The organism is Virgibacillus sp. Bac330, from assembly GCF_003667845.1.
In the GTDB taxonomy this organism is placed as follows: domain Bacteria; phylum Bacillota; class Bacilli; order Bacillales; family Amphibacillaceae; genus Virgibacillus; species Virgibacillus chiguensis.
Genome location: NZ_CP033048.1, coordinates 2,878,922 through 2,903,485, shown reverse-complemented (window position 1 = coordinate 2,903,485; position 24,564 = coordinate 2,878,922). Strand labels below are relative to the sequence as shown.

General features: G+C 39.0%; 18 protein-coding genes. 8 read left to right on the top strand and 10 right to left on the bottom strand.

Annotated elements, in window-relative coordinates; all coding sequences use genetic code 11:
- The first annotated feature begins 231 nt into the window (after positions 1-231).
- A complete protein-coding gene (locus D9780_RS13405; RefSeq protein ID WP_073011199.1) occupies positions 232-1,323 on the top strand; it encodes a glycerol dehydrogenase in 1,092 nt (363 codons plus the stop codon).
- Between the two features lie 92 nt (positions 1,324-1,415).
- Here D9780_RS13405 and D9780_RS13400 read toward each other — a convergent pair whose 3' ends face one another.
- From D9780_RS13400 to kynU, 5 genes are all read right to left on the bottom strand, one after another.
- Positions 1,416-2,759 (bottom strand): CoA-disulfide reductase, encoded by a 1,344-nt coding sequence (locus D9780_RS13400; RefSeq protein ID WP_121640427.1) that lies wholly within the window; start codon positions 2,757-2,759, stop codon positions 1,416-1,418.
- Between the two features lie 228 nt (positions 2,760-2,987).
- Positions 2,988-4,334: a sodium-dependent transporter gene (locus D9780_RS13395; RefSeq protein ID WP_073011204.1), complete on the bottom strand. Its 1,347-nt coding sequence runs from the start codon at positions 4,332-4,334 to the stop codon at positions 2,988-2,990.
- Positions 4,335-4,964: 630 nt separating this feature from the next.
- The gene (gene kynA / locus D9780_RS13390) at positions 4,965-5,813 is read right to left on the bottom strand and encodes a tryptophan 2,3-dioxygenase (RefSeq protein ID WP_121640426.1); all 849 of its coding nucleotides are present in this window, start codon (positions 5,811-5,813) and stop codon (positions 4,965-4,967) included.
- Complete coding sequence (gene kynB, locus D9780_RS13385) at positions 5,803-6,456, bottom strand: arylformamidase (RefSeq protein ID WP_121640425.1); 654 nt, start codon at positions 6,454-6,456, stop codon at positions 5,803-5,805. The genes kynA and kynB overlap by 11 nt, the downstream gene beginning before the upstream one ends.
- On the bottom strand, positions 6,457-7,716 hold the full coding sequence (gene kynU / locus D9780_RS13380) for a kynureninase (RefSeq protein ID WP_121641503.1): 1,260 nt from the start codon (positions 7,714-7,716) through the stop codon (positions 6,457-6,459).
- Between the two features lie 1,052 nt (positions 7,717-8,768).
- Between kynU and D9780_RS13375 the strand changes: the two genes are divergently transcribed.
- The 7 genes from D9780_RS13375 to D9780_RS13345 all read left to right on the top strand — a co-directional run bounded on the left by D9780_RS13375 (position 8,769) and on the right by D9780_RS13345 (position 17,736).
- Positions 8,769-10,322 carry a Na+/H+ antiporter NhaC family protein gene (locus tag D9780_RS13375; protein ID WP_121640424.1) on the top strand — a complete coding sequence of 518 codons (1,554 nt, stop codon included), beginning with the start codon at positions 8,769-8,771 and terminating at the stop codon, positions 10,320-10,322.
- Between the two features lie 251 nt (positions 10,323-10,573).
- Positions 10,574-11,743: an aminotransferase class I/II-fold pyridoxal phosphate-dependent enzyme gene (locus D9780_RS13370; RefSeq protein ID WP_121640423.1), complete on the top strand. Its 1,170-nt coding sequence runs from the start codon at positions 10,574-10,576 to the stop codon at positions 11,741-11,743.
- A 10-nt stretch (positions 11,744-11,753) separates the two neighbouring features.
- Complete coding sequence (locus tag D9780_RS13365; protein ID WP_121640422.1) at positions 11,754-13,406, top strand: thiamine pyrophosphate-binding protein; 1,653 nt, start codon at positions 11,754-11,756, stop codon at positions 13,404-13,406.
- Positions 13,407-13,433: 27 nt separating this feature from the next.
- Positions 13,434-14,930, top strand: coding sequence for an aldehyde dehydrogenase family protein (locus D9780_RS13360; RefSeq protein ID WP_121640421.1), 1,497 nt, complete (start codon positions 13,434-13,436; stop codon positions 14,928-14,930).
- Positions 14,931-15,201: 271 nt separating this feature from the next.
- Entirely contained in the window at positions 15,202-16,392 is a 1,191-nt protein-coding gene (locus D9780_RS13355; protein ID WP_121640420.1) for a saccharopine dehydrogenase family protein, read from the top strand.
- Positions 16,393-16,618: 226 nt separating this feature from the next.
- Complete coding sequence (locus D9780_RS13350; RefSeq protein ID WP_121640419.1) at positions 16,619-17,368, top strand: IclR family transcriptional regulator; 750 nt, start codon at positions 16,619-16,621, stop codon at positions 17,366-17,368.
- 56 nt (positions 17,369-17,424) lie between these two features.
- The gene (locus tag D9780_RS13345; RefSeq protein WP_073011230.1) at positions 17,425-17,736 is read left to right on the top strand and encodes a DUF3870 domain-containing protein; all 312 of its coding nucleotides are present in this window, start codon (positions 17,425-17,427) and stop codon (positions 17,734-17,736) included.
- An 81-nt stretch (positions 17,737-17,817) separates the two neighbouring features.
- Here D9780_RS13345 and D9780_RS13340 read toward each other — a convergent pair whose 3' ends face one another.
- From D9780_RS13340 to mreBH, 5 genes are all read right to left on the bottom strand, one after another.
- Positions 17,818-18,093: a hypothetical protein gene (locus D9780_RS13340; RefSeq protein ID WP_121640418.1), complete on the bottom strand. Its 276-nt coding sequence runs from the start codon at positions 18,091-18,093 to the stop codon at positions 17,818-17,820.
- Positions 18,094-18,395: 302 nt separating this feature from the next.
- Entirely contained in the window at positions 18,396-19,844 is a 1,449-nt protein-coding gene (locus D9780_RS13335; protein WP_121640417.1) for an NAD-dependent succinate-semialdehyde dehydrogenase, read from the bottom strand.
- Between the two features lie 288 nt (positions 19,845-20,132).
- Positions 20,133-21,347, bottom strand: a complete 1,215-nt coding sequence (locus D9780_RS13330) for an acyl-CoA dehydrogenase family protein (RefSeq protein WP_121640416.1) — start codon at positions 21,345-21,347, stop codon at positions 20,133-20,135.
- A gap of 82 nt (positions 21,348-21,429) precedes the next feature.
- Positions 21,430-22,566, bottom strand: coding sequence for a CaiB/BaiF CoA transferase family protein (locus tag D9780_RS13325; protein ID WP_121640415.1), 1,137 nt, complete (start codon positions 22,564-22,566; stop codon positions 21,430-21,432).
- Between the two features lie 425 nt (positions 22,567-22,991).
- Positions 22,992-23,999, bottom strand: coding sequence for a rod-share determining protein MreBH (gene mreBH / locus D9780_RS13320; protein ID WP_116277691.1), 1,008 nt, complete (start codon positions 23,997-23,999; stop codon positions 22,992-22,994).
- Positions 24,000-24,564: the final 565 nt, after the last annotated feature.

Genomic DNA, 24,564 nt, shown 5'->3' with positions numbered 1-24,564 from the left:
GAAATGTATAAAATCTTAGATTTATTAAAAAAATGTGAAATTAGTCACGAAAAGCTTGTATAATTTATTTGATCACTGATATACTAAAAGGTGTACGGAGTACTAAAATTTTCCGGTGATTCAATGGGAAATGCAGGTATGTAAAGAAGAAGTTTTTTATAAATGAGCTCAAGCTTTTGTTATGTTGCCTGCATATCAACTACTAGATAACCGGTAGAAGGGGCGATGACAATGTCAGAAATCATTTTTATTTCACCAAGCAAGTATATTCAAGGAAAAGATGCTTTAAAGAGTCTAGGAAAACATGTCAAGCCAATTGGTAAAAAGCCATTAATTTTGTCTGATGATGTGGTGTGGGAGATTACAAAAGAAACCATTGAAGCAAGTATGAAAGAAGAAAATGTAGCTTATCATTATGTACCATTTAATGGTGAGGCATCCATAGCTGAAATTGATAGAGTTGTAAAGGAAGGTAAAGAAGCAAGTGTTGATACGGTAATAGGTGTAGGTGGTGGAAAGACGCTAGATACTGCAAAAGCAATTGCTGACGGACTGGAAGTAAGCGTTATTATTGTTCCAACAACTGCGTCTACTGATGCTCCTACAAGTGCGTTATCCGTTATTTATAGCGATGAAGGTGTATTTGAGTCGTATAAATTTTATGATAAAAACCCAGATCTTGTATTAGTTGATACCGCCGTTGTCGCTAAAGCGCCTGCAAGGCTGTTTGCTTCTGGAATCGCTGATGCAATGGCAACATGGGTTGAGGTAAGAGCTACATTGAAGAGTAATGGAGAAGCTATGGCAGGTGGAAAACCAAGTATTGCTGCGAAAGCTATTGCCAAAGAATGTGAACATACACTATTTGCATATGGTGAGGCTGCATTTCAAGCAGTGAAGAAAGGTATTGTAACCAAACATGTAGAAGCTGTAGTTGAAGCAAATACATTGTTATCTGGTTTAGGTTTTGAAAGTGGCGGTCTAGCCGGTGCGCACGCTATCCATAATGGTTTCACAGTTCTAGAAGGCGATATTCATCATTTAACACATGGTGAAAAGGTCGCTTATGGTACATTAGTACAGCTTGTTTTAGAATTGCATCCAAAAGATGAGTTACAAAAATACATCGACTTTTATAAGAAATTAAGCTTGCCAACGACTTTAAAAGAGATGCATTTGGATAATACTTCTTATGAAGATTTACTCCGAGTTGGTAAGGCTGCTACACAGGAAGGCGAAACGATGAGCAATTTATCCAATGAAGTTACTGCAGATGATGTGGCCAATGCCATTCTTGCTGTAGACCAATTAAGTAATGCGTAAGCTTAAAATAAGAAAAGAAATCGTAAAAAAGAACCGTCTAATAGCTTTAGGACGGTCCTTTTTTTGTACTATAGGAAACTAACAAGATTGTTCTATTTTTTTAACATAGATGCTGCTTTGTATCCAAGGATATTCACGGGATCTTTTGGACTAGAATAAGGCGGTGCATAGGCAAGCTCTAATTCTTGCAAATCAAAAACAGTAAGCTTCCCTTTAATAGCAGTTGATAGAATGGCCAACCGTTTATCAGCACCTGCATAGCCAACCACTTGTCCACCGTAAATCTGCCCATTTTTAGCATCAAATAAAACTTTGATCCAAAGCTTGTCTGCAGAAGGAAAATAACTAGCATTTGATAAGGTTTCTATTGTTGTTTCTTTAAATGACATACCATTCGCTGTTAAACTGTTACGGTTAGCTCCTGTGGCTCCAATGGTCATATCAAATAGCCTTAATATACTTGAGCCAATAGTCCCTTGATAGGGGATATGTTCATTGTTTAAATGGCTAGCGATGATAAATGCTTGGCGATGGGCTGGCCAGGCTAAAGCAATCATTTTTGCTGCTCCAGTAATTTCATCGGTTGTCTCCACAGCGTCTCCAAGTGCATAGATGGAAGGGTCTTCCGTTTGCATAAAATGATTTACTTTAATAGCGCCTGTTTCGCCAATTGATAAATTCGCATTGCTTGCTAATTGGGTATGTGGTTTTATTCCTACAGCCATAATGGTCAGATCAGCTTCTACTGTTTTGCCACTCTCTAAATGTAAAGTTCTTCCGTCATTCGTAAACTTTTTTAACCCATCATGAAGGACTAAGTTTATATTTTTTTCTTTTATATACGAATGGACAAGTGCAGCCATATCACTATCTACGGGATTCATTACTTGCTCAGACCGATCAATTAATGTGCATGTTATCCCTTGTTCATAAAGATTTTCCAGCATTTCTAAACCAATAAAACCTCCTCCAACGATGGCGGCTGTTTTTGGTTGCTGTTCTTGCATGTACTTCGCAATTTTATCCATATCAGGGATTGTGTGCAGAGAAAAAGTGCGTGCTTTATTTAATCCTGGGATAGAAGGCATGATTGCGGTAGCGCCCGGAGATAAAATAAGTTTGTCGTAGTTCTCCGTGTTTTCTTGTCCATCTGCCATGTAAGTAACTGTTTTCTCGTTTCGCTGAATGGCTGTTACCTCAGCCTTGGTTCTTACGTTTACACTATACTTTTCGGCAAATTGCTCTGTAGAAAATAAAATCTGATCTCGGTCTTGCACAGTACCTCCTAAATAATAGGGCATGCCACAATTGGAAAAAGCGACGTATTCTCCTTTTTCAAACAGCATAATGACAGCATCTTGATTATTTCTACGAATTTGTGCTGCAACTGTAGCGCCTCCACCAACTCCACCTACAATGAGTATTTTCTGTGCCATGAAACCACTCTCCTTATGTCTCTTTTATTAACTTAGCGCAAGTCGTCTAGTTAGGAAGAAGACTAGACATGCCAAAATCTGCAATTGCAATTCGAGGTAAAACTCTCTTAGGGAAAAAATAAATCGCTATAATTATTCTTCCCTCTCTATAAGTGTTCAAACGAGGCATAGATTCTTGACACAGAAAGTGAGTTATTTGATAACCCTTATAGTCGCATCCATGTTCTCTTATATGAAGCCAAGAGAACCTAAAAATACGATAAGAATAGTTATTGGCGCTAGCCAGCGAAGTAATTGGTACCAAGCCTTATATACCGTATCTCCTAGTTCATTTCCATAACCAAACTCTTGCTTTATGAGCTGTTTTTCAAGCTTAAAGCCGACAAATAAGGAAATAAATAAACACCCACCAGGTAGCATAATATTACTTACTAAAAAATCGGAAGCATCGAAAAATGTTTTTCCAAAAATAGTTACGTCCGATAAACTGCTAGAAGATAATGCTGCAGGGATTCCGGTAATAAATATAAGCATACCTGCCAGAAAAGCTACGGTCCGTCGGGAACGTTGTTTCTTTGCTGTCACGGCAGCAGTAATAATTTCGAGCATGCTAAGTGAAGAGGTTAATACGGCAAATAAGAATAATAATAGAAATAAACTTAAAAACAACTCTCCAAATGGCATCTGAGCAAAAGCTTCAGGTAAAACAATAAATAATAACCCTGGCCCCTCAGCAGGTTCTAAGCCGAAAGCAAACACAACAGGAAATATAGCTAAACCTGCAAGCAAAGAGACAAAAATATTCATAATAGAAACAGAAGCTGCTGACATTGGCAAACTAACATCCTTTTTCAAGTAAGAACTATAAGTGACCATGACGGAAACACCTACTGCAAGGGAGAAGAAGGATTGCCCCAGTGCATAAAGAACATTTTCTGTGTTTAATTTTGAGAAATCAGGTTGTAAAAAGAAACGAATTCCTTCCATCGCTCCTTCGAAAGTGACGGATCGAATGACGAGAATGATGAAAAAAATAAATAATAATGGCATTAAAATTTTACTTGTTTTTTCAATTCCATCCTTAACACCAAAGGAAACAACAATAATATTAATAAGAATAAATAGGAAATGGCCTAAAATTGTATAAAAAGGACTACCAGTAATCGTGGCGAATAGATCGGCATAGTTTGTTTCATTCCCAATAATCATTCCTGGAATAGATAAAAAGCTGTACGTGAGCACCCACCCGCCTACAACGCTATAAAAAGACATGAGTAGAAATGATCCAGCTACGCCCCAATGTCCAATAAATTTCCATAAGCCTCGTTTGGGAGCTAACGTTTGGTATGCTGATATGGCTTCTTTTTGTGCACCTCTACCAATAATAAATTCAGCTATTAATATAGGTAAGCCGATAATAATCGTAAAAGCGATAAATAAAAGGAAAAAAGCACCACCACCATTTTCCCCTGTCATATATGGAAATTTCCAAATAGCTCCAAGTCCAATCGCCGCACCAGCTGACGAAAGAATAAATCCAATTTTACTTGCCCATTGCTCTGGTTTATTTTGCATAAAAAGTCTATCTTCCTTTCTGTGAAACCTTTTTTCCCGTTTTAAAGGCTTGACGATAAGCCAAGTTTTTCTAACGGTCTAGGGAATTATTAAATTTTGTAGCTGTGGATAACCTTACTAAGTTATTTAGCTACGTCCGGCGCAAGCGCCCAGCAACTAGGCGACTTCACTCCATTGTCCTAAGCTAAGTCATCATCGGTTCGTTCTAAATAGAAAGGCCGACTAAAGACGGCCTTGCCGGAGGACGCCGGCATACTCCTGTTACAGGGGCATGATTCTTAAAACTTTCGTTGATTCGTTCCACTCGCTACGTTGCTAAACGGTTGCCCCGAGCCTTTGTACCGAAATGAAAATAGAGAGGAGTTCAACCTCTCTTTGTTTTGGTTTTGTAGATTATATTTTACTCTATTTTGATTGCTAAAAAAAGTCAAGTTATTTTCGCAACTAATTTATATTTCATATTCATAAAAGGACAGAAGAATTTTCATGTGAGGTAGGTATACACTGCTACTTCATTTATCTATATGATTTTCCTGCATAAATTGGAAGATCCGAGCTGCACAATCGGCAAGAAAGATAGCTGCTAAATGAACCATTTATACATTTAACACGAGTGAAAGAAATGCAACTTTATAGTTTGCTACGTATTTCCCATAACTCAGGGAAAAAATAGTGATCAAGTACTTTTTTTAAATAGTGCACACCTGATGAACCACCTGTTCCGCTTTTAAAGCCAATAATTCGTTCTACGGTTTTCATATGTCTGAATCGCCATTGTTGGAACCAATCTTCAATGTCTACCAGTTTTTCCGCAAGCTGGTATAATTCCCAATAATGGTTGGTATTTTGGTAGACGGTTAGCCAAGCTTTCTCAACGGAAGCCTCTTTTTCATATGTTTTTGAATAATCTCGTTGTAAAATGTCCGGATTAATTGTTAATCCTTGTTTTGCCAAAGCTATAATAGCCACATCATAAAGACCAGGTGCATAGTACGCATTCCTTAATACTTGGTAAACCTCTGGGTCTTTTTCATATATTTTTAAAATATAGGGTGTCTTGTACCCAAGTACAAATTCGACAAGCCGATATTGGTAGGATTGAAAACCTGATGCATTCCCAAGGCTGTCTCTAAATTCCATGTATTCTGCAGGTGTTAAAGTAGATAATACATCCCAAGCTTGAATAATTTGCGATTGCGTTTTGGAAACACGTGCTAACATTTTAAAAGACGCTTGCAATTTCCCCTCTTGAATTGCTGTAATTGCTGCTTGGATTTCATGGATAATTAATTTTAGCCAAAGCTCACTCACTTGATGAATAATGATAAAGAGCATTTCATCATGATGGGTAGATAAACGTTTTTGGCTAGCTAACAATGTATGTAACTGTAAATAGTCCCCATATGTCATTTTTTCTTTGAAATCTGTATGAATCCCATCTTCCGCATGAAAAACGCGATCCTCTTTATTATTTACCATGTAGCTTCTCCTCCTTTTCAATGGGGCGTATGACTGCGCGGACAGGGCTGCCATCAGCGCCTTGTATAGCTAGTGGAAGGGCTATAAGTTCGTATTCTCCAATTGATACAGTATCCAACAGCAAATTTTCTAAAATAAGTATTCCATGTTTGCTTAAAGCGTGATGTGTGGATAAGTCTTTACTATCTGGTGCATCGACAGAAGGCATATCGACGCCTAATAAAACAACACCTTGCGCTTGCAAGAAGGGGGCAATATCTGGATCTAAATATGGAAGCGTTTCAGGAAATCGAGTTGGATTATTTGGCAAAGATGTGTGTAATAAAACGCGCTTGATATCGTTTGACCAATTCATCTGTGATAAAACTGCAGCATTAATGATATCCGTTCGGCTTACATCGAGAACGACCGCCTTGCCAATATATGGTTCGAGCGGTAGTTGGTCGACTGTTTTTCCGTTTTTGCTAAAGTGATACGGCGCATCAATATGTGTACCAATATGCAAGCTCGTTTGTATATTGCCGATATTTACAGAATTTGTTTCCTCCATGGAAGCAGTTAACTGATATTGAAAAGGCGTGTCTCCAGGCCAATGGGCAATCTGATTTGAAAGCGGTTGGGAAATATCTATCCATTGTGCCATCTATGCAATCACTCCCCGTTTATTTTCATAGTTTGTATAGGTTTTTTCTTCCATAATATTTTTAAGTATTTGTACGGTTTGCCATACTTCTGAAAATGTATTATACAAAGCAACAGGGGCTAAACGAATCCCATTTGGGTTGCGAAAGTCTGGAATAACGCCATTTGCTTTTAATGCTTTACATATGCGGGCAGCTTCTTTATGTTCTAAATATATATGTCCACCTCGAAGGGAATTAGATCGTGGATTCGCTATTGTAAAACCATATCCAGCAAGCTCTTTGTCGATTAAATTCATGAAATAGGCTGTTAACTGTAGTGATTTTTTCCTTATCGCTTCTATGCCTGCTTCTGTAATCATTTCCAGTGAACCAATTAATGGGGCGGCACTTAACACATGTGGTGTCCCAATTTGAAATGCACCGGCATGAGCAGCATGTGTTAAGTTATGTTCCATATCAAATTGTTTCGCTTTGTCGGAACTAAACCATCCTGCAAGTCCAGGAGCGGTTCCGAAATGCTTGCGATTAACATATAAGCCACCAACACTGCCTGGTCCCCCGTTTAAATGCTTATACGTACACCAAAAGGCAAAATCAACGTCCCATGCTGACAATTGATGTGGAATGGCTCCAATCGAATGGCACAGGTCAAAGCCTACTTTGATGCCTCTTACATGTGCTTCTTTTGTAATCGTTTCCATATCAAGAATTTGTCCACTTCGGTATAGAACACTAGGTAAGATAATAAAGGCGATATCTTCTGTCATTGCTTCAATAATTGCAGTCGTTTGTAATGTGTTTCCATCTGTACTTTTTACTTGAACGAGATGATCATCTGGGTTCAGCCCTTTTAATTGTAATTGGCTTTTTAATGCATAAATATCGGATGGGAAATTTAGAGTATCAGCAAGGATTTTCGTTCGCTTTCCATATGGTTGAAAAAAACTTGCTGTAAGCTGATGTAAATTCGTCGTTGTTGATCCAGTAATGATAACTTCTTCATCGTGGGCTCCTATTAACGGTGCGGTCATCGCTCCTAATTTTTCCGATAAATAAAACCAAGGATATTCCCCTTCCGTCCATCCGTCGATACCATACTCTTTCCAGGAATTTAATAATTTGAGAAGTGCTGTCTCTGCTCGGGTAGATAGTAATCCTAAAGAATTACCATCCAAATAAATTTTTTCAGAAGAAGTGTAAAACTCTTCTCGATAGTGACCTAATGTATCATGTTTGTCTAATTGCTTGGCTTTATGCATATTTGTTTGCAAACTTTTCTCCCCCCACAACAAGAATTTTAGTGACCTTACTGACTATTTTAACAAATAACACGGTGTTTTGGTCACATTTCTTGTGCGCGACAGAAAATTTTAAGCATCTCTAGAGGAATAACCTGCGCCCTAAGATGAGGTCTCCACGAAGACGAGCAGATGAGCGATTTTAGGAAGAAGGCGAGCGAAATCCCAGGTAGGTGAGCGACATTTGGAAGAAGGCGAGTGAAATCCTGGGGAGGTGAGCGATTTTTGGGAAAAGGCGAGCGAAATCCCGGAGAGGTGAGCGATTTTTGGGAAAAGGCGAGCGAAATCCCGTGTAGGTGAGCGATTTTTGGGAAAAGGCGAGTGAAATCTCAGGTAGGTGAGCGATTTTTAGAAGAAGGCGAGCGAAATCCCGTGTAGGTGAGCGATTTTTGGGAGAAGGCGAGCGAAATCCCGGAGAGGTGAGCGACATTTGGAAGAAAGCGAGCGAAATCCCGTGTAGATGAGCGACATTTGGAAGAAGGCGAGCGAAATCCCGTGTAGGTGAGCGACATTTGGAAGAAGGCGAGCGAAATCCCGTGTAGATGAGCGACATTTGGAAGAAGGCGAGCGAAATCCCGTGTAGATGAGCGACATTTGGAAGAAGGCGAGCGAAATCCCGTGTAGGTGAGCGATTTTTGGGAGAAGGCGAGCGAAATCCCGGGGAGAAGAGCGATTTTTGGGAGAAGGCGAGCGAAATCCCGTGTAGATGAGCGACATTTGGAAGAAGGCGAGCGAATTACCCGAGATGGTGAGCGATTTTAAAGATTAAGGTGCAGTTGAAAAACAAAGCAGCTGTAATAGATTCAATGATAAATGACGCTTGCTGAGGACTATTTTTAAATTAAAAAGAATATTGTTAATTATAAGATAAAATAAGAGGGTAGAGCATATCAATATTGTTTTTGGTTTTGCACTATAGGATAGTTTGACGTTTTTAGGTTGATAGTAGAAGCAAGTTTTCTAGGTGTAAAAAGTTGCTAAGAAATAATTTGCTTATAGGGAGGAGCGGTAACATGGAAGAAACAATATGGGCATTAATTCCGCCAGTGATGGCAATTATCATGGTTTTGTTGACGAAAAGAGTATTACTGTCTCTAGGTATGGGTATTATTACTGCAGGTTTGTTTTTAGCTGAGTTTCGTTTAGGAAGCACACTACAGTTCATATGGGAAGCGTTTAAAGGGGTGTTTGTTGTAGACGGGGCACTAAATACGTGGAATATTTTTATATTGTTATTTGTCCTTATGCTAGGTATGCTAACAGCTTTAGTTACCATGATGGGAGGAACACGTTCTTTTGCTACATGGATGATTCGTAAGGTTAAAACGAGAGCTGGTGCAAAGTTAATGACGGTTTTATTTGGCGTTATTATTTTTGTTGATGATTATTTTAACAGCTTAACAGTTGGGCAGATTGCGAAGCCTGTTACAGATAAGCAACGCATATCACGTGCGAAGCTTGCTTACCTTGTCGATTCTACTTCTGCTCCAATTAGTGTAGTAGCACCTATATCAAGTTGGGGAGCTTATATTATTGGTATTATAGGTACATTATTAGCGACCCATCATATAACGGAGTACGGTGCTTTCCAAGCATTTTTACAAATGATTCCAATGAACTATTATGTTTGGGCTGCATTAGGCGTCGTTATATGGATAGCAACGAAACAAGTTGATTTTGGGCCTATGAAAGTGCATGAACAGCGGGCAATAAAAACAGGAGAGGTATTAAGTCCAGAGCGAAAAGAGCAAATAGATGTCGATGCAAAACTTTTTGTAAGTGAGCTTAGCCAAAAGCGCGATTTAGTTCTTCCGATGATTACTTTATTTTTGGCCACATTAATTGCTATCTATGTGAATGGTTTACGTAACGTAGAAGGCGAAAAAACATGGATGAATATACTCGGGAGCGCTGATGTATCTTTTGCGTTATTCGTTGGCGGTGTTATCGGTATGGGAATGACCATGATTCTTTTTTATCATCATATTCGCACAGGTAAACTATCCCTTAAAAACTTTATTATAGGAGTTGCTACAGGAGGTAAATCGATGATGCCTGGGTTCAGTATTCTTATTTTTGCTTGGGCTATCGCAACGTTAATTGATCAGCTTGGTACGGGCGTTTATTTAGCTAGTGTTGTCGAAGCTACACATGTAAGTTTTGATTTACTCCCATTTGTTGTATTTTTAATGGCGGGATTTATTGCATTTTCAACAGGTACATCTTGGGGATCATTTGGTATTTTACTGCCAATTGCTGCTGAAATAGCAGTAGCAACAGATGTAACGTTATTTTTACCTATGTTAGCGGCTGTTTTAGCTGGGGCTGTATTTGGTGATCATTGTTCCCCTATTTCTGATACGACGATTTTGTCGGCAACGGGTTCTAGTTGCCATCATATTGATCATGTTACAACGCAAATCCCTTATGCGCTTGTAGCTGCAGGCATAGCTGGCATTGGGTATATTACCTTTGGATTTACAGGAAATGTCTGGTTAGGTTTAGGCCTAGTTATACTAATCATTCTAAGCTTATTTATCACTGTACGCAGAAATAAAGTGATATAAATGTTGTGGTACGTAACAGAAATTTAATATTAAAAAATAAATTCAGTATATTGCTAATTAATAGAACATAATTTATACTAATGATAAATAAATGAAATGCCATTTCAATTAATGAAATAGAAAGATTGCCACTGTTATCTTACTATAGAGCTTGTATACTATTTGCAAACTGTCTCAGCCAACACGTTTCATATGGTACGCCCGTTAAAGATGTTATGTAACTAAATGTCACTGTGTAAGGGAGAGAAGCAATGGTTTTTATTTCGGAAAAAGTACAAAATCTTCCTCCATATTTATTTTCGCAATTTCAGCAGCGAAAAAAACAATTGGAGAATAATGGTGTAGATGTCATTGATTTAGGGATTGGCTCTCCTGATTTGCCAACACCAGCATTTATTTGTGAGGAATTACAGGAGCAAGTAAAGTGTCCGGAAAATCATCGTTACTCTCCATATAGTGGATGTGACGAATTTAAGCAGGCAGTAGCTTCTTATTATGATAGACGCTACGGGGTCACACTTGACCCTAATACCGAAGTACTCGCATTAATTGGTTCTAAAGAAGGGATTGCTAACTTAATTCAAGCGGTTATTAATCCAATGGATAAAGTGCTTGTTCCAGATCCTGGCTATCCAGCTTATCGAAAAGGCGTTCATTTAGCAGGGGGAGTAAGTGTCACGTTGCCACTTGACGCTAAAAAAGGGTACGCACCTATGTTCCAGCATATATCTAAAGATGATGCGGAAGAAGCAAAAATGATGTTTTTAAATTACCCTAACAATCCAACAGCAGCGCATGCAGAATGGCGAACTTTCTTGGAAGCGGTTTCTTTTTGTCGAAAATATAACATTCTACTCGCGCATGATGCGGCTTATGATCTTGTAACCTTTGGAAAGTATCGAGCGCCAAGTGCTTTGCAAGTACATGGCGCCAAAGAAAACGTTGTTGAATTAGGTTCCCTATCCAAGAGTTTTAATATGACCGGGTGGAGAATTGGCTATGTTGTCGGAAATAAGGAAGTTATTCATGCGCTTGCTACGCTAAAAGGTAATATAGATACGTGCCAGTTTATGCCCATACAAAAAGCTGCGGCAAAAGCTTTGACGAGTGATTTAACCGCTGTAGAAAAGAATAACTCAGTATATGAACAGAGAATAGAAAAGCTTTATCTTGCCTTAACAGAATTAGGATTCCATACTGAAAAACCAAGAGGGACGTTATACCTTTGGGTAGAAGTACCTAAAGGCGAAAGTTCTCTGTCATTTGCGAATCGACTTTTGGAAGAAGCGGGGATCATTGTAACGCCAGGAACGGCATTCGGAGATAATGGAGAAGGATTTATTCGAATTTCCCTTTCTGTGCATGCAGAACGTTTAGATGAAGTCATTCGCCGTTTAAAGGCGTTAAATAAAAGGAGATGACTAGAAGGAAATGAAGGAGAGGAAAGAAACTGCTGCACAGGCAATTGTTCATTGTTTACAGCAAGCACAAGTAGAAAAAGTTTTTTGTGTACCTGGTGAAAGTTATTTAGCTGTTTTAGACGCGCTCTACGATACACCATCTATAGAAGTGATTTCGGCTCGGCATGAAGGTGGAGCTAGCTTTATGGCAGAAGCTTATGCAAAATCTACTTTAAAGCCTGGTATTGTTATGGCGACAAGAGCAGTAGGGGCGGCTAATTTATCAATTGGCGTGCATACTGCCTACCAAGACTCTACACCATTGGTCGTATTTTTAGGGCAAGTTCATAGTAAATTTCGAGGGAGAGAAGGATTTCAAGAGGTGGATTTGGAGCAATACTTTCAATCTATTGCCAAATGGAGTATCGAATTGACAGATGCGGAGCGAACGGTAGAAATAGTCCAACGTGCATTTCACATCGCTACTTCAGGAAGACCTGGGCCTGTTATCGTCTCTTTACCAGAAGATGTATTACCTCAAGAAGTGACTATGCTTTATCCACCTATGCCACAAAGATCGTCACCAGCTCCTTCTGTATGGGAAGTGAAACAAGTAGAGGAATTATTAACAAATGCAAAACGACCTGTCATCATCGCTGGCGGCGGTGTAAAGAGTGCGAAGGCAGAACGAGATTTACAAATTTTTGCAGAAATGCTGCATTTACCAGTAGTAACTGCGTTTCGTAGGCATGATGTATTTCCAAATGATCATGTACTTTATGCGGGTCATCTTGGATTAGGTACACCGACGTCCATATTAAAAACAGTAAAGCAGGCAGATGTCGTTTTAGCATTAGGTACGAGACTATCAGAAGTGACCACCCAAGATTATTCGCTTCTATCTCCAGAACAACAACTCATCCATATTGACATTGATTACAACAGTATTGGCAAAAGCTATGCCCCAAATGTGGCGATCGTAGCGGATATAAAAGAAGCGCTCATGCAATTAATTACGCTAAAATCAACATCCACCAATTGGGAAAATTGGGCTCTTTCCTGCAATGCTGCTTATATGCAAGCGAGTTGCAAAGAAGAAAGTTCATCTACAAATATAAATAGAAATATTATTGACCATATAAAAACGACATTACCTTATGACGCTATCATTACGAATGATGCTGGTAATTTTGCAAGTTGGATCCACCAATTTTATATGTTTAATCAGTCGCATACGTATGTTGGTCCGACCTCAGGTGCCATGGGATATGGTCTGCCAGCGGCTATAGGTGCAAAACTTGCTTACCCTGAGCGAACAGTTATTGCTTTTGCTGGAGACGGCGGTTTTATGATGACTTGTCAAGAATTAGAGACAGCAGTCCGTTATGATATTCCAGTCATATGTCTCGTTTTTAATAATAAGATGTATGGGACGATTCGTATGCACCAAGAAATGCATTATCCGACAAGAGTGGTCGCTACAGATTTAGGAGATGTTCGTTTTAAAGAATTAGCGAACAGTTTGGGAGCGGTTGGCTATCGGGTTACAACGATGCAAGAATTTAAGGTTGCGTTTGCAGAAAGTTGTCAAATAAAAAAGCCAACAGTAATTGAAATTATGAGTGACCCTGAGCAAATATCTGTGACAGCAACAATTACAGACATACGTAAAGCGAGAAAATGATAAATACAAAATAGGAGGAGTTTTCATATGACAACCATTTTACAAACAGATAAGCTGAAAAATTTTATTGCAGGGGAGTGGCAGGAAGCAAATCCGACAGTAGCTGTTCATAATCCGGCAACCGGCCAGGAAATTGTGCATGTGCCCTTGTCAGGTAAAACAGAAGTCGACCAAGCAGTGGAAGCAGCAAAGCAAGCGCAAAAAGATTGGTCACTGGTTCCAGCTCCTCAACGGGCAGAAGTTCTTTATCAAGTAGGAATTTTAATGAAAGAGCGAAAAGAAATGCTTTCCCAATTATTAACGATGGAGAACGGAAAGGTGTTAGAAGAAGCGCGAGGGGAAGTGCAAGAGGGAATTGATATGGCCTTTTATATGGCAGGAGAAGGACGCCGATTATTTGGGCAAACGACGCCTGCAGAATTAAAGGATAAGTTTGCTATGAGTCAGCGTTGCCCTGTTGGTGTAGTGGGAATTATCACCCCATGGAATTTTCCAATAGCAATCGCTACGTGGAAATCATTTCCGGCGATCGTTGCTGGTAATGCGGTCGTTTGGAAACCTGCGACAGAAACGCCAATTATGGCTTATGAATTAGCCAAAATTTTTGCAGAAGCAGGATTGCCAAAAGGAGTACTAAATGTTGTCTTTGGTAGTGGGGCTTCAGTAGGTGATGCGATGGTGCATCATGAAGCTATTCGTGTTATTTCTTTTACGGGTTCCAATGATACTGGTAGAGACATTGCTGCTGCATGTGGACGACAACTGAAGAAGGTGTCGTTAGAAATGGGTGGGAAGAATGCGGTAATCGTAATGGATGATGCTGACTTAGATTTGGCGGCAGAAGGGATCATTTGGAGTGCGTTTGGAACGAGTGGGCAGCGTTGTACAGCGTGTAGCAGAGTAATTGTACATGAAAAGGTAAAGCAACAGCTAGAAGAACGATTGCTTATGAAAGTGGAAGAGTTAACCATCGGAAATGGTCTGGATAAAACGGTGCAGGTAGGTCCAATTATTAACCGACAAGGATTGGAGAAGATTAAAAAATATGTTCAACTAGGTAAAGAAGAAGGTGCAACATTACTTGCTGGTGGTGAAGAATGGAGCTCAAAGGACGGCGATTTGGGAGGTTATTTCTTTGCGCCAACGATTTTCACGGATGTGACTGCTTCAATGCGTATTGCGCAAGAAGAAATCTTTGGTCCTGTCGTTTCATTAATTTCTGTAACGGATTTTGATGAAGCAATTGAAGTAAATAATCAAGTAGCATATGGCTTGTCTAGCTCTATTTTCACTAAAGACGTGAACCGTGTATTTCGCGCCCAAAGAGATTTAGATACTGGCATTGTTTATGTTAATGCTGGAACAACAGGCGCAGAAATCCACCTTCCATTTGGGGGGACGAAAGGAACTGGAAATGGCCATCGTGATTCAGGTGTGCAGGCGCTGGATGTATTTACGGAATGGAAAGCGATCTATGTAGATTTTAGTGGGAAATTGCAGCGTGCGCAAATTGATACCGAATAAAGGAAAGTATGCTTAAAAAACTTTATATTGAAAAATTGTAAAAAAGGGAATAAGTTGTTTGGTGAGTTCAAGGTAGTGACCCTAGCGAAATGAGCATTTGAACACTTTTGGCGAGTGAGAAATGTCAATTCAACTTGAGGAATCGTCCGCCTGTCGTGTGAAGCGACGTGTTCAATGTACGTAAATATGTTCAAGTAATAAACAAATAAACGATTAGAAATAATAGGCGGAATTATCAAGCCTAAAAATGATTATACGAGGAGGGAATTTAGTGAAAGTAGGTGTTTTAGGAGCTGGACTAATGGGGAAAGAAGCAGCTAGAGATTTAGTTGCAAGTGAAGGGGTGACAGCTGTAGGCTTAGCAGATATTGATTTATCAAAGGCGAGTAATATTTGCAATCAACTGTCCTCGAATAAACTGACCCCTTATCAAGTAAACGCAGCAGATGATGTTGAATTAGCGAATTACATTCGAAAATTTGATGTGGTTATAAATGCTTTATTTTACTCGTTTAATGAAATTGTTGCTAAAACTGCTATTCGTGTGGGCGTGCATGCCGTTGACTTAGGCGGGCATATCGGACATATGACAGATAAAGTCTTAGCACTCCACAAACAAGCTAAGGAAGCAGGTGTTACGTTAATTCCTGATCTAGGCGTGGCCCCCGGTATGATTAATATTCTTTCTGGTTTCGGAGCTAGCAAGCTAGACCAATTAAAAACGATTAAGCTGTATGTAGGTGGTATTCCAGTAAAACCGGAACCACCATTAGAATATAACCATGTATTTTCGATGGAAGGTGTATTTGATCATTATACAGACCCATCACTTATTATTAGAAATGGTGTAAAGCAGGAGGTCCCTTCTTTATCTGAAGTGGAAACCATTCATTTTGATAGATTCGGTCCACTGGAAGCTTTTCATACGTCAGGGGGAACTTCAACATTATCCATTTCTTTTCCACAGCTAGAAACGTTGGAATATAAAACGATACGTTATCCGGGGCACGCAGAAAAGTTTCAATTGCTTGTTGATTTGAATTTAACTAAGGAAAATTATTCTGTTGATGTACATGGTCAAAAAATCTGCCCGCGTGACGTATTGTTAAAAGTTTTAGACCCTATCGTTGACTTAGGTGATAAAGAAGATGCTGTCCTATTGAGAGTACTTGTCGCTGGCAAAAAAGCTGACGTAGAAACGACCTATATTTATGAGATGACAACGTATAAAGATGTGGATACAAACGTTACTGCGATGGCTAGAGCAACAGCGAATACGATTTCGATTGTTGCCCAAATGATTGCGATCCAAAAGATCGGTAGAAAAGGAGTTTATCCTCCTGAGCAAGTCGTTCCTGGAGATATTTACATGAAAGAAATGGCAAAGCGTGGTGTATCCATTTCTGAACAGCAAGTAACGAAAGAACAGCAGACTGTTTATTCGCACGTCAAGGAGAAATAAAACACGGGCTTAAGTGAATCAAGTATCTGTCAGTATGTAACAGTGGGGGATAAAAATAAAAGCCCCCACTGATGGAAAGAGTGCTACTAGATTGTCCACCAAAAGGCAGAGAAGTAGGAGAATTCAACATATTTAAAAAGCAATATACCATATGTACAAGAGCCATAGAATAACGATAATGCCATGGGTGTTCGCACTATCTAAAAGAATAAAAGGAGCCTCATTTATGAATCAAAGTGTCTTGAAAGCATTGACATTACTCGATTTATTTCAAGATGAGAATAATAAGTTATCCTTGAAAGAAATTGCCGAACAAGCTGGTATGTCAAAGTCAACAACATACCGTTTACTTGCAGCTTTAGAACAAAAGGGTTATGTCTCAAGAGGAAAGGGGCGAGAAAGTGGAACATACTGTTTAGGTTTAAAACTAATGGAATTAGGCAATTTAGTTGCTAGCCGAATCGAAATTAGGCAGATAGCCCTGCCCTTTATGCAAGCGTTAGCCAAAGAGATTAATGAAGTGGTGCATCTCGTAATTAAGAATCATGATCAGGCTACATATATTGAAAAAGTAGAGAGTAGACGGGCGTTACGGTTGTATACGAAAGTTGGCAAGAGTGTGCCTTTGTATCTTGGTTCTGGCCCTAAATTACTATTCGCTTATTTACCTGAGGCAAAACAACAAGAAATTGTGCAACGATTGGAACTTTCATTAGAAAAAAAAGAAAATGTAATTCAAGAATTACGGGATATTAGAAGTAATGGTTTTGCCTACAGTGTCGGAGAGCAGGATGAAGATACGACAGGTATCTCTTACCCTGTTTTTAATCACCATCATGACATGGTGGCTTCATTGACAATAAGTGGATTATCAACTCGATTTTGCGGAGAGAATTTACAAAAATTAAAGAAAGATACAAAACAGGCAGCTAACCGTATATCGGAAAAACTAGGCTATCAGGTGAAGTATGGATAACGATTATTAAGCAGTTATCCATGTAAGGTTAGAAAGTTAGTAGGAGGGAAACGATATTGAATACGGTTTTTATTGCTGGACATGCACGTCTACCTTCAGGAATGGCGGCACAAAGTATGTATGAGACATTAACAATTACTGCTGAAATTGATAGAAAGTATGCAGTAATCGTTACAGCTAGCTGTACACTTGCTACGGAACATGGAAAAGAATTTGTGCAACATTTGCTTCGTGGCCATAGTTTACAAGATGGAATTGACAAACCAGTAGAAATGATAAAGGTGCATTATTTAGGAAAAGCTGGGAACGCTCTTGCATCTGCTTTAAAAGATTTATACAAACAATATGAGACTAGAAAACAAGGGTGACATCACATTCTTATTTCTTGTTGGAGGTAGTATAGTCTTACCCTCCCTACTTTACCAGAGTAGAGAGGGCTTACTTAATTACTAAAATAATTCTAAAACTATATCTGAGATTCTATGTCTTAATACTAATTGCGCTTTTCGAGCTTTTATACTGAGGTTTGCTAAATCTTCTGCTTGCTCTTCCCACGATAAACCAGTCTCGTTTTCCAATTTTATGACTTCATCTTCCATCCATTCTGTAAAACTTTCATAAATTTGTTCCGCTTTCTCTTCTTTTCTAAATGGTTCCGGTACTTGATAATTTAAATTGGCAATCCATGTTTGAAAAACGCTTTTACCATATTCGTCGAAGATCACTTGAAATTCAGCAAGTAAGTGGTCTATAAGTTTTTCTGGAAACCTTTCCTCAGCCAGTTGTTGCTCTATGCTTTCGATGGTAATTCCTCTATATTTGTTAGCGAAATATTTATTACTTAAATATTCAGCTATTTTTCATTTAAATCACCTCTATGAATAAGTACAATGATTACGTAGTGAAAGTTTCAAAGAGGTGAATATTAGCGGGTTTTTAGGTGCTTATTTCACGTCGCGACTTATCAAGCAAGCCACTTTTAATTGGTAGGTTGGTGATATCGTGCTAAATTACAGCAAAGCGTGAATTAATTCATGCCAAAAGAAATCAATTTCTTTTCCATAAATTCTTCCATCCCGTGATGACCGCCTTCTTTCCCCAAGCCAGATTGTTTCACACCTCCAAACGGTGCTTCAGGTGTTGCAGGGAATACGTCATTCACACCAACGATACCATAATCAAGCTTTTCAGATACACGAATAGCCGTGCTTGTATTTTCTGTAAAAACATAAGCGGCTAAACCATAGTCTGTATCGTTAGCCTTTGTAATTACTTCTGTCTCATCAGAGAACGGTTGAACTGGCAGTACAGGTCCAAACGTTTCTTCATGCATAATCTTCATATCCTCTGTTATGTTAGAAAGGATCGTTGGATTGAAATAACAATGAGAAAATCCTTGTTTGTGCCAACGCTCTCCTCCGTATTCGACAACTGCCCCTTTTTCAACGGCATCTTGCACATGTCCTTCTACTTTTTCGCATGCTTGTTCATTAATTAACGGGCCAATAGTTGTGCCATCTTCTAAACCATCGCCAATTTGGAATTTGGCAATCTTTTGTTTTAATAACTGGATGAAATCAGCAACCACTGATTCATGAACAAACAGCCGATTTGTGCATATGCAAGTTTGCCCGTTATTACGAAACTTGCTTGCCAAAACAAGCGAAGCGGCTTTTGCTAAATTGGCATCGGGAAAAACGATACTTGGTGCATGCCCGCCTAATTCTAAAGAAAGCTTTTTTACATGATCGGCACTTTCCCGCATTAAATGCTTTCCGACTGCTGTTGAACCTGTAAAGGTAAGTAGTCGAACTTCTTTATGTGTAAGTAATTGTTTACCAATTGCTTCTGCATCTCCTGTTACGAGGTTTACTACGCCTTTAGGTAAGCCGGCACGTTCAAAAATCTTCATAATTTCAATAGCAGATAATGGGGTCTCCGGTGCAGGTTTAAGTACAGCTGTACATCCTGCCGCTAATGCGGGTGCAAGTTTTCGCGTAATCATAGAAGATGGAAAGTTCCACGGGGTTATAGCACCAATGACACCAACTGGTTGCGACATGACAACGAGTCTTTTCGCATTTGTCGATGAAGGAAGCCATTCCCCGTAATTTCTACTTGCTTCTTCGGCGTACCATAATAGAAATTGTGCTGCTCCTTTTACTTCTCCTACTGCTTCACGGAGTGGTTTACCTTGTTCCATTGTCAATATGTTTCCGAGTCGCTCCGCATCTTCTAACATTAGTTGCGAAGCCTTATAAAGAAATGATGCACGTTCTCTACCGGTTTTTTCACTCCATATAGGGAATGCTTGTAATGCTGCGTGGATTGCTTGCTTTGTTTCCTCTGCACCTGCATAAGCGACCGATGTGATTGCTTTTCCAGTAGCTGGATTATAAATAACTTCCGCCAAATTTTCGTTAATATCCTGCCACTCGCCATCAATAAAAACACTTTTTGTATAGGTATTGAACATAAAAGACCTCCTCATATAGGTTTTATTCACTGTAGGAAAGCTAAGAGGCTTGTGTGAAAAAGGGAATAACTGAATAACCACGTCCGGCTCCAGCACCCAGCAACTAGACAACTTCACTTCATTGCCCTATGTTAATTCATCATCGGTTTGTCGCCTAAGAGGAAGGCCGACTAAGAACGGATTTGCCGCCCGACATCGGGATCCCCCTGTTTTATGGCTATTGCTAGATTTTTCGTTAATTCGTTCCAGTCGCTACGTTGCTACACGGGCGCCCTGAGCCTTTGTTCATCACTTTTTAATGGGAATACTTTCATTTTCTTTCCAAGCCGGCAACATTTTATAAAGTGGCTTATCATTACGGTAGCCAAGTACGTATTCAGCTTGCATGATCGTATGAATTTCTCTTGTTCCTTCATAAATGACTGGTGCTTTTGAATTACGTAAATAACGCTCAACAGGGTATTCATCAGAGAACCCATAAGCACCATGAATTTGTACAGCATCATCAGCAGCTTTATTTGCAAAATCGCAAGCTTGCCATTTAGCTAGAGAAGTTTCACGAGTATTGCGTTTCCCGGCATTTTTTAATTCTCCGGCACGATAAACGAGTAGGCGACTCATTTGTAGCCCAGCTTCCATGTTGGCAAGCATTTGTTGTACGAGTTGATGTTTCCCTATTTCCTTACCAAAGGTGGATCGTTCATGGCAATAAGCTACACTTGCTTCTAAACAAGCCATAATTTGTCCGACTGCGCCTGCTGCTACTGTAAATCTACCGTTATCTAAAGCTGACATTGCAATTTTAAAACCTTCTCCTTCTTCTCCAAGGAGATTTTCTTTTGGAACTTTCACGTGGTCAAAAAAGATCTCCCCTGTATTCCCTGAACGAATGCCCAGTTTGCCTTTAATAGCTTGTGAAGAAAACCCTTCCCATTCTCTTTCTACAATAAATGCTGAAATCCCTTTATGTTTTTCTGATCGATCTTTTGTGTAGGCGAAAACAATGAAGTTGTCTGCTGTATCGCATAAGGAAATCCACGTTTTTTGACCATTTAGTATATAGTAGTCGCCTTGTCGATAAGCGGTTGAATCCATTGCAGCAACATCTGACCCCGCGCCAGGCTCTGTTAGTCCAAATGCGCCAATTTTCACTCCTTTTGCTTGAGGGACTAAGTATTTCTGTTTTTGTTCTTCATTTGCCCATTGTAATAACGTCATGCTATTTAAACCGGTGTGGACAGAAACAGCCGTACGAAATGCCGTATCTCCACGTTCCAATTCTTCACAAACAATGGCAAGTGCATTATAATCCATTCCACTACCACCGTATTTCTCTGGTATGCACACACCCATTAATCCTAAATCAGCTAGTTTTTCTAAAATAGCTGGGTCAAATTTTCCGTTTCGATCCCAATCGGCGATATAAGGCATAATCTCTTTATCTGTAAATTGACGTACCGTATTGCGTAACATATTTTGTTCTTCCGTAAATTGAAAATCCATTTTCATTACAACTCCTTTTAAATAGTGAATGTATTTTTATAACGATGTTTTTTTAAAAAATTTGCATAGGATTCAAAGGTGGTTAATCATTTAAAATCATTTGATTATGTTCCCCCGCATTTGGCGGGTGATATCGATACGATACAGGTGTACGCGATAGTTTTAACGGACTTCCAATTAAATGAATATCCCCAGCGGTTGGATGCTTCATTTGAACAAACATGTCTCTAGCTAATAACTGTGAATCTCTTGCTACCTCAGCCAGATTTTGAATAGGACCACATGGAATAGATTGCTGTCTGCATTCTTTTAGCCAATAAGCTGTTGGTTGTTGTAAAAACAACTGCTGTAGTAGTGGTACTAACTCGTTTCTGTTCGCTACACGATTAGGATTGGTTTTAAATTTAGGATCTGTTTTTAAAGAAGCAGCACCAAGAATATCGCATAACATCTGAAACTGTCGGTCATTTCCAGCGGCTATGACCATTTCTCCATCTTTTGTATGAAACGTCTGATAAGGAACGATGTTCGCATGCTGATTACCGAGCTGTGAGGGTATTTCTCCAGACATGAAATAGTTGCTTCCAATATTGACGAGTGCACTAACCGCTGCATCATACAAGGCAATATCTAATTTTTGACCTTGCTTGGATTTAGATCTTTCTAGTAAAGCAGCTTGTATGCCTATCGTTGCATACATACCCGTTAAAACATCTGTGATCGCAACTCCCATTTTTTGTGGTCCTGTTTGTTCATCGCCAGTAATGCTCATCAGTCCACTCATAGCTTGAATAATAAAATCGTAACCAGGCAAATCTTTAAAGGGTCCTGTTTCCCCAAAACCAGTAATCGAACAATAAATTAATTTTGGGTTAATGGAGGATAATGTGTGATAACTTAGTCCGAAACGCTCCATTGTACCTGTTTTAAAATTGTGAATGATAACGTCGCTCTCTTTAACCAGTTGTTTAATTTTTTCCGCACCTGATGCCGATTTTAGGTCAAGAGTAATACTTTTCTTATTACGATTTGCACATAAATAATATGCACTCACTTCTTCTTGAAAAGGAGGACCCCATTTACGTGTTTCATCACTTCCACCAGGCGCTTCCACTTTAATAATTTCTGCACCTAAATCGCCCATAATCATGGTGCAATATGGCCCTGCCAATACTCTAGATAAATCTAGAACACGAATATGTTCCAAAGCTCCTGCCATGCTTTCCCTCCTTCTAATACATATTTTGACTGAAACACTTACATGCATGGAATATTCATAACCGCTATACTTTCTGATCGTATAAAAAAAGCCAGTTCAATTTAAATTACAAACGACTGTAATTTAAATATGAACTGGCTTTCGCCTGCTTAGACAACTCTGGAATGGAGTTGTAGTCAGGCTAGGCAGTAAGTTGATAGGAATTATTTAGTAGGAGTAAATAATTTCTTATTTTTCAGTATACTATAAATAGAATGAAATGTAAACGATTGCTTGTAAGGTTTTATATGGTGCCGTAATCTCCTTATTCATAATAAGAAAAGAGGAAACGGCACCAACATAGTAGCTTCATTTAGAAACGGTATACAAACATTTCCTAGAAATGGAAGCAGAACAGTGTACAAATATCGAACGAGGAGTCCCCATTATTTAGTAGCTTTTTGTAATTTATGAATCATTTTTAAAGAGCGTCCTGTTCCTATTGCAACAGACTCCAAAGGATTAGGTGCTAGGTGAACAGGCACAATCAACTCATGAGATAACCACTCCTGCATACCTTGTAGCAAAGCTCCACCTCCTGTAAGTACAATGCCGTGATCTACAATATCACCACTTAACTCAGGAGGACAGTTCTCTAATGTGGTACGAATAGCTCCTAATACTTGTTCCAATGATTCTTTTAAAGCAAGATAAACTTCCTTGGAAGTAATGGTAAGCGTCTTTGGTAAGCCAGTAACCATATCACGACCGCGAATTTCCATTGTCTCTTCTTTATGGTTTGGATGTGCATAACCTATCTCCATTTTTATATTTTCTGCTGTTCGTTCACCAATAAGAATGTTATAGTTTTTGCGGATATGATGAATAATTTCTTCATCCATTTTATCTCCGCCAACTCGAACGGAATTGCAGGACACGACGCCGCCGAAAGATATAATACCGACTTCCGAAGTACCTCCACCAATGTCAACAACTACATTGGCGACAGGCTCATCCACAGGTAAATCCGCTCCAATAGCAGCGGCGATTGGTTCTTCAATTAAGTGAACTTGTTTTGCACCGTAGCTTGATACTGCATTATGGATAGCTCTTCGTTCTACAGTCGTGCTTCCTGATGGTGTACATACGACAACAACAGGTTTACGCATGGACATGCCAATTTGCTTGCTTACTTTTTTTAAAAACGCTTTTAACATTTGGGATGTAACATCATAATCCGCAATCACGCCGTCTTTTAATGGTCGGATAGGAATGATGTTCTGTGGTGTTTTTCCGACCATTTCTTTTGCCTCAGTACCTACTGCCACTACTTGTTTTGTATTTACATCAATAGCAACAACAGATGGTTCATTTAAAACAATTCCTTTTGATTTCGTGTATATTAAAATGTTTGCGGTTCCTAAATCAATTCCAACTTCTGCAGTAGAAAACATAATTGAATCCTCCAATAAATACATTTTTCTTTTTATACTAATTAAGAAAGCATAAAAGTTTAAAGGTTTATAGTATAAGCAAAACTACGATTTGCGCTATAAAGAATATCATGGATATAAGGTGCTGTATGACTTTTGCTTCAAGTATTGGAAATACTTAACTAGGTTAGATAACAGCACCTAACCCTACTTGTTTAAAGATGCACTTTATAGCATTCTCTTAATTTTTACCATTTTAGGGGGTAGCTGGACAAGTGTTAGTTTACATTATAGGAAAGTTTATAGTATAAGAAAAACGAACATCTCCCAAAAATACTTGGCAAAAAGCTGGTGCTTCTATCCAACATGACATGATAACATGAACTAACATGCCAGTCAGCCACTTCATGTTAAAAATCTATTATACTATATTTTTTATCTATCGGGGGAATAGGAGCGTAACAATTTCATTACAGATTGTCAGGTTTTGTAATATAAGCTCGAACATTTCAAGTGTGTCAATACTAAATTTAATGAAATGTTTTCCTAGAGGTTGAAAATTTGCCATTTTTTTTGCCTATAAGCA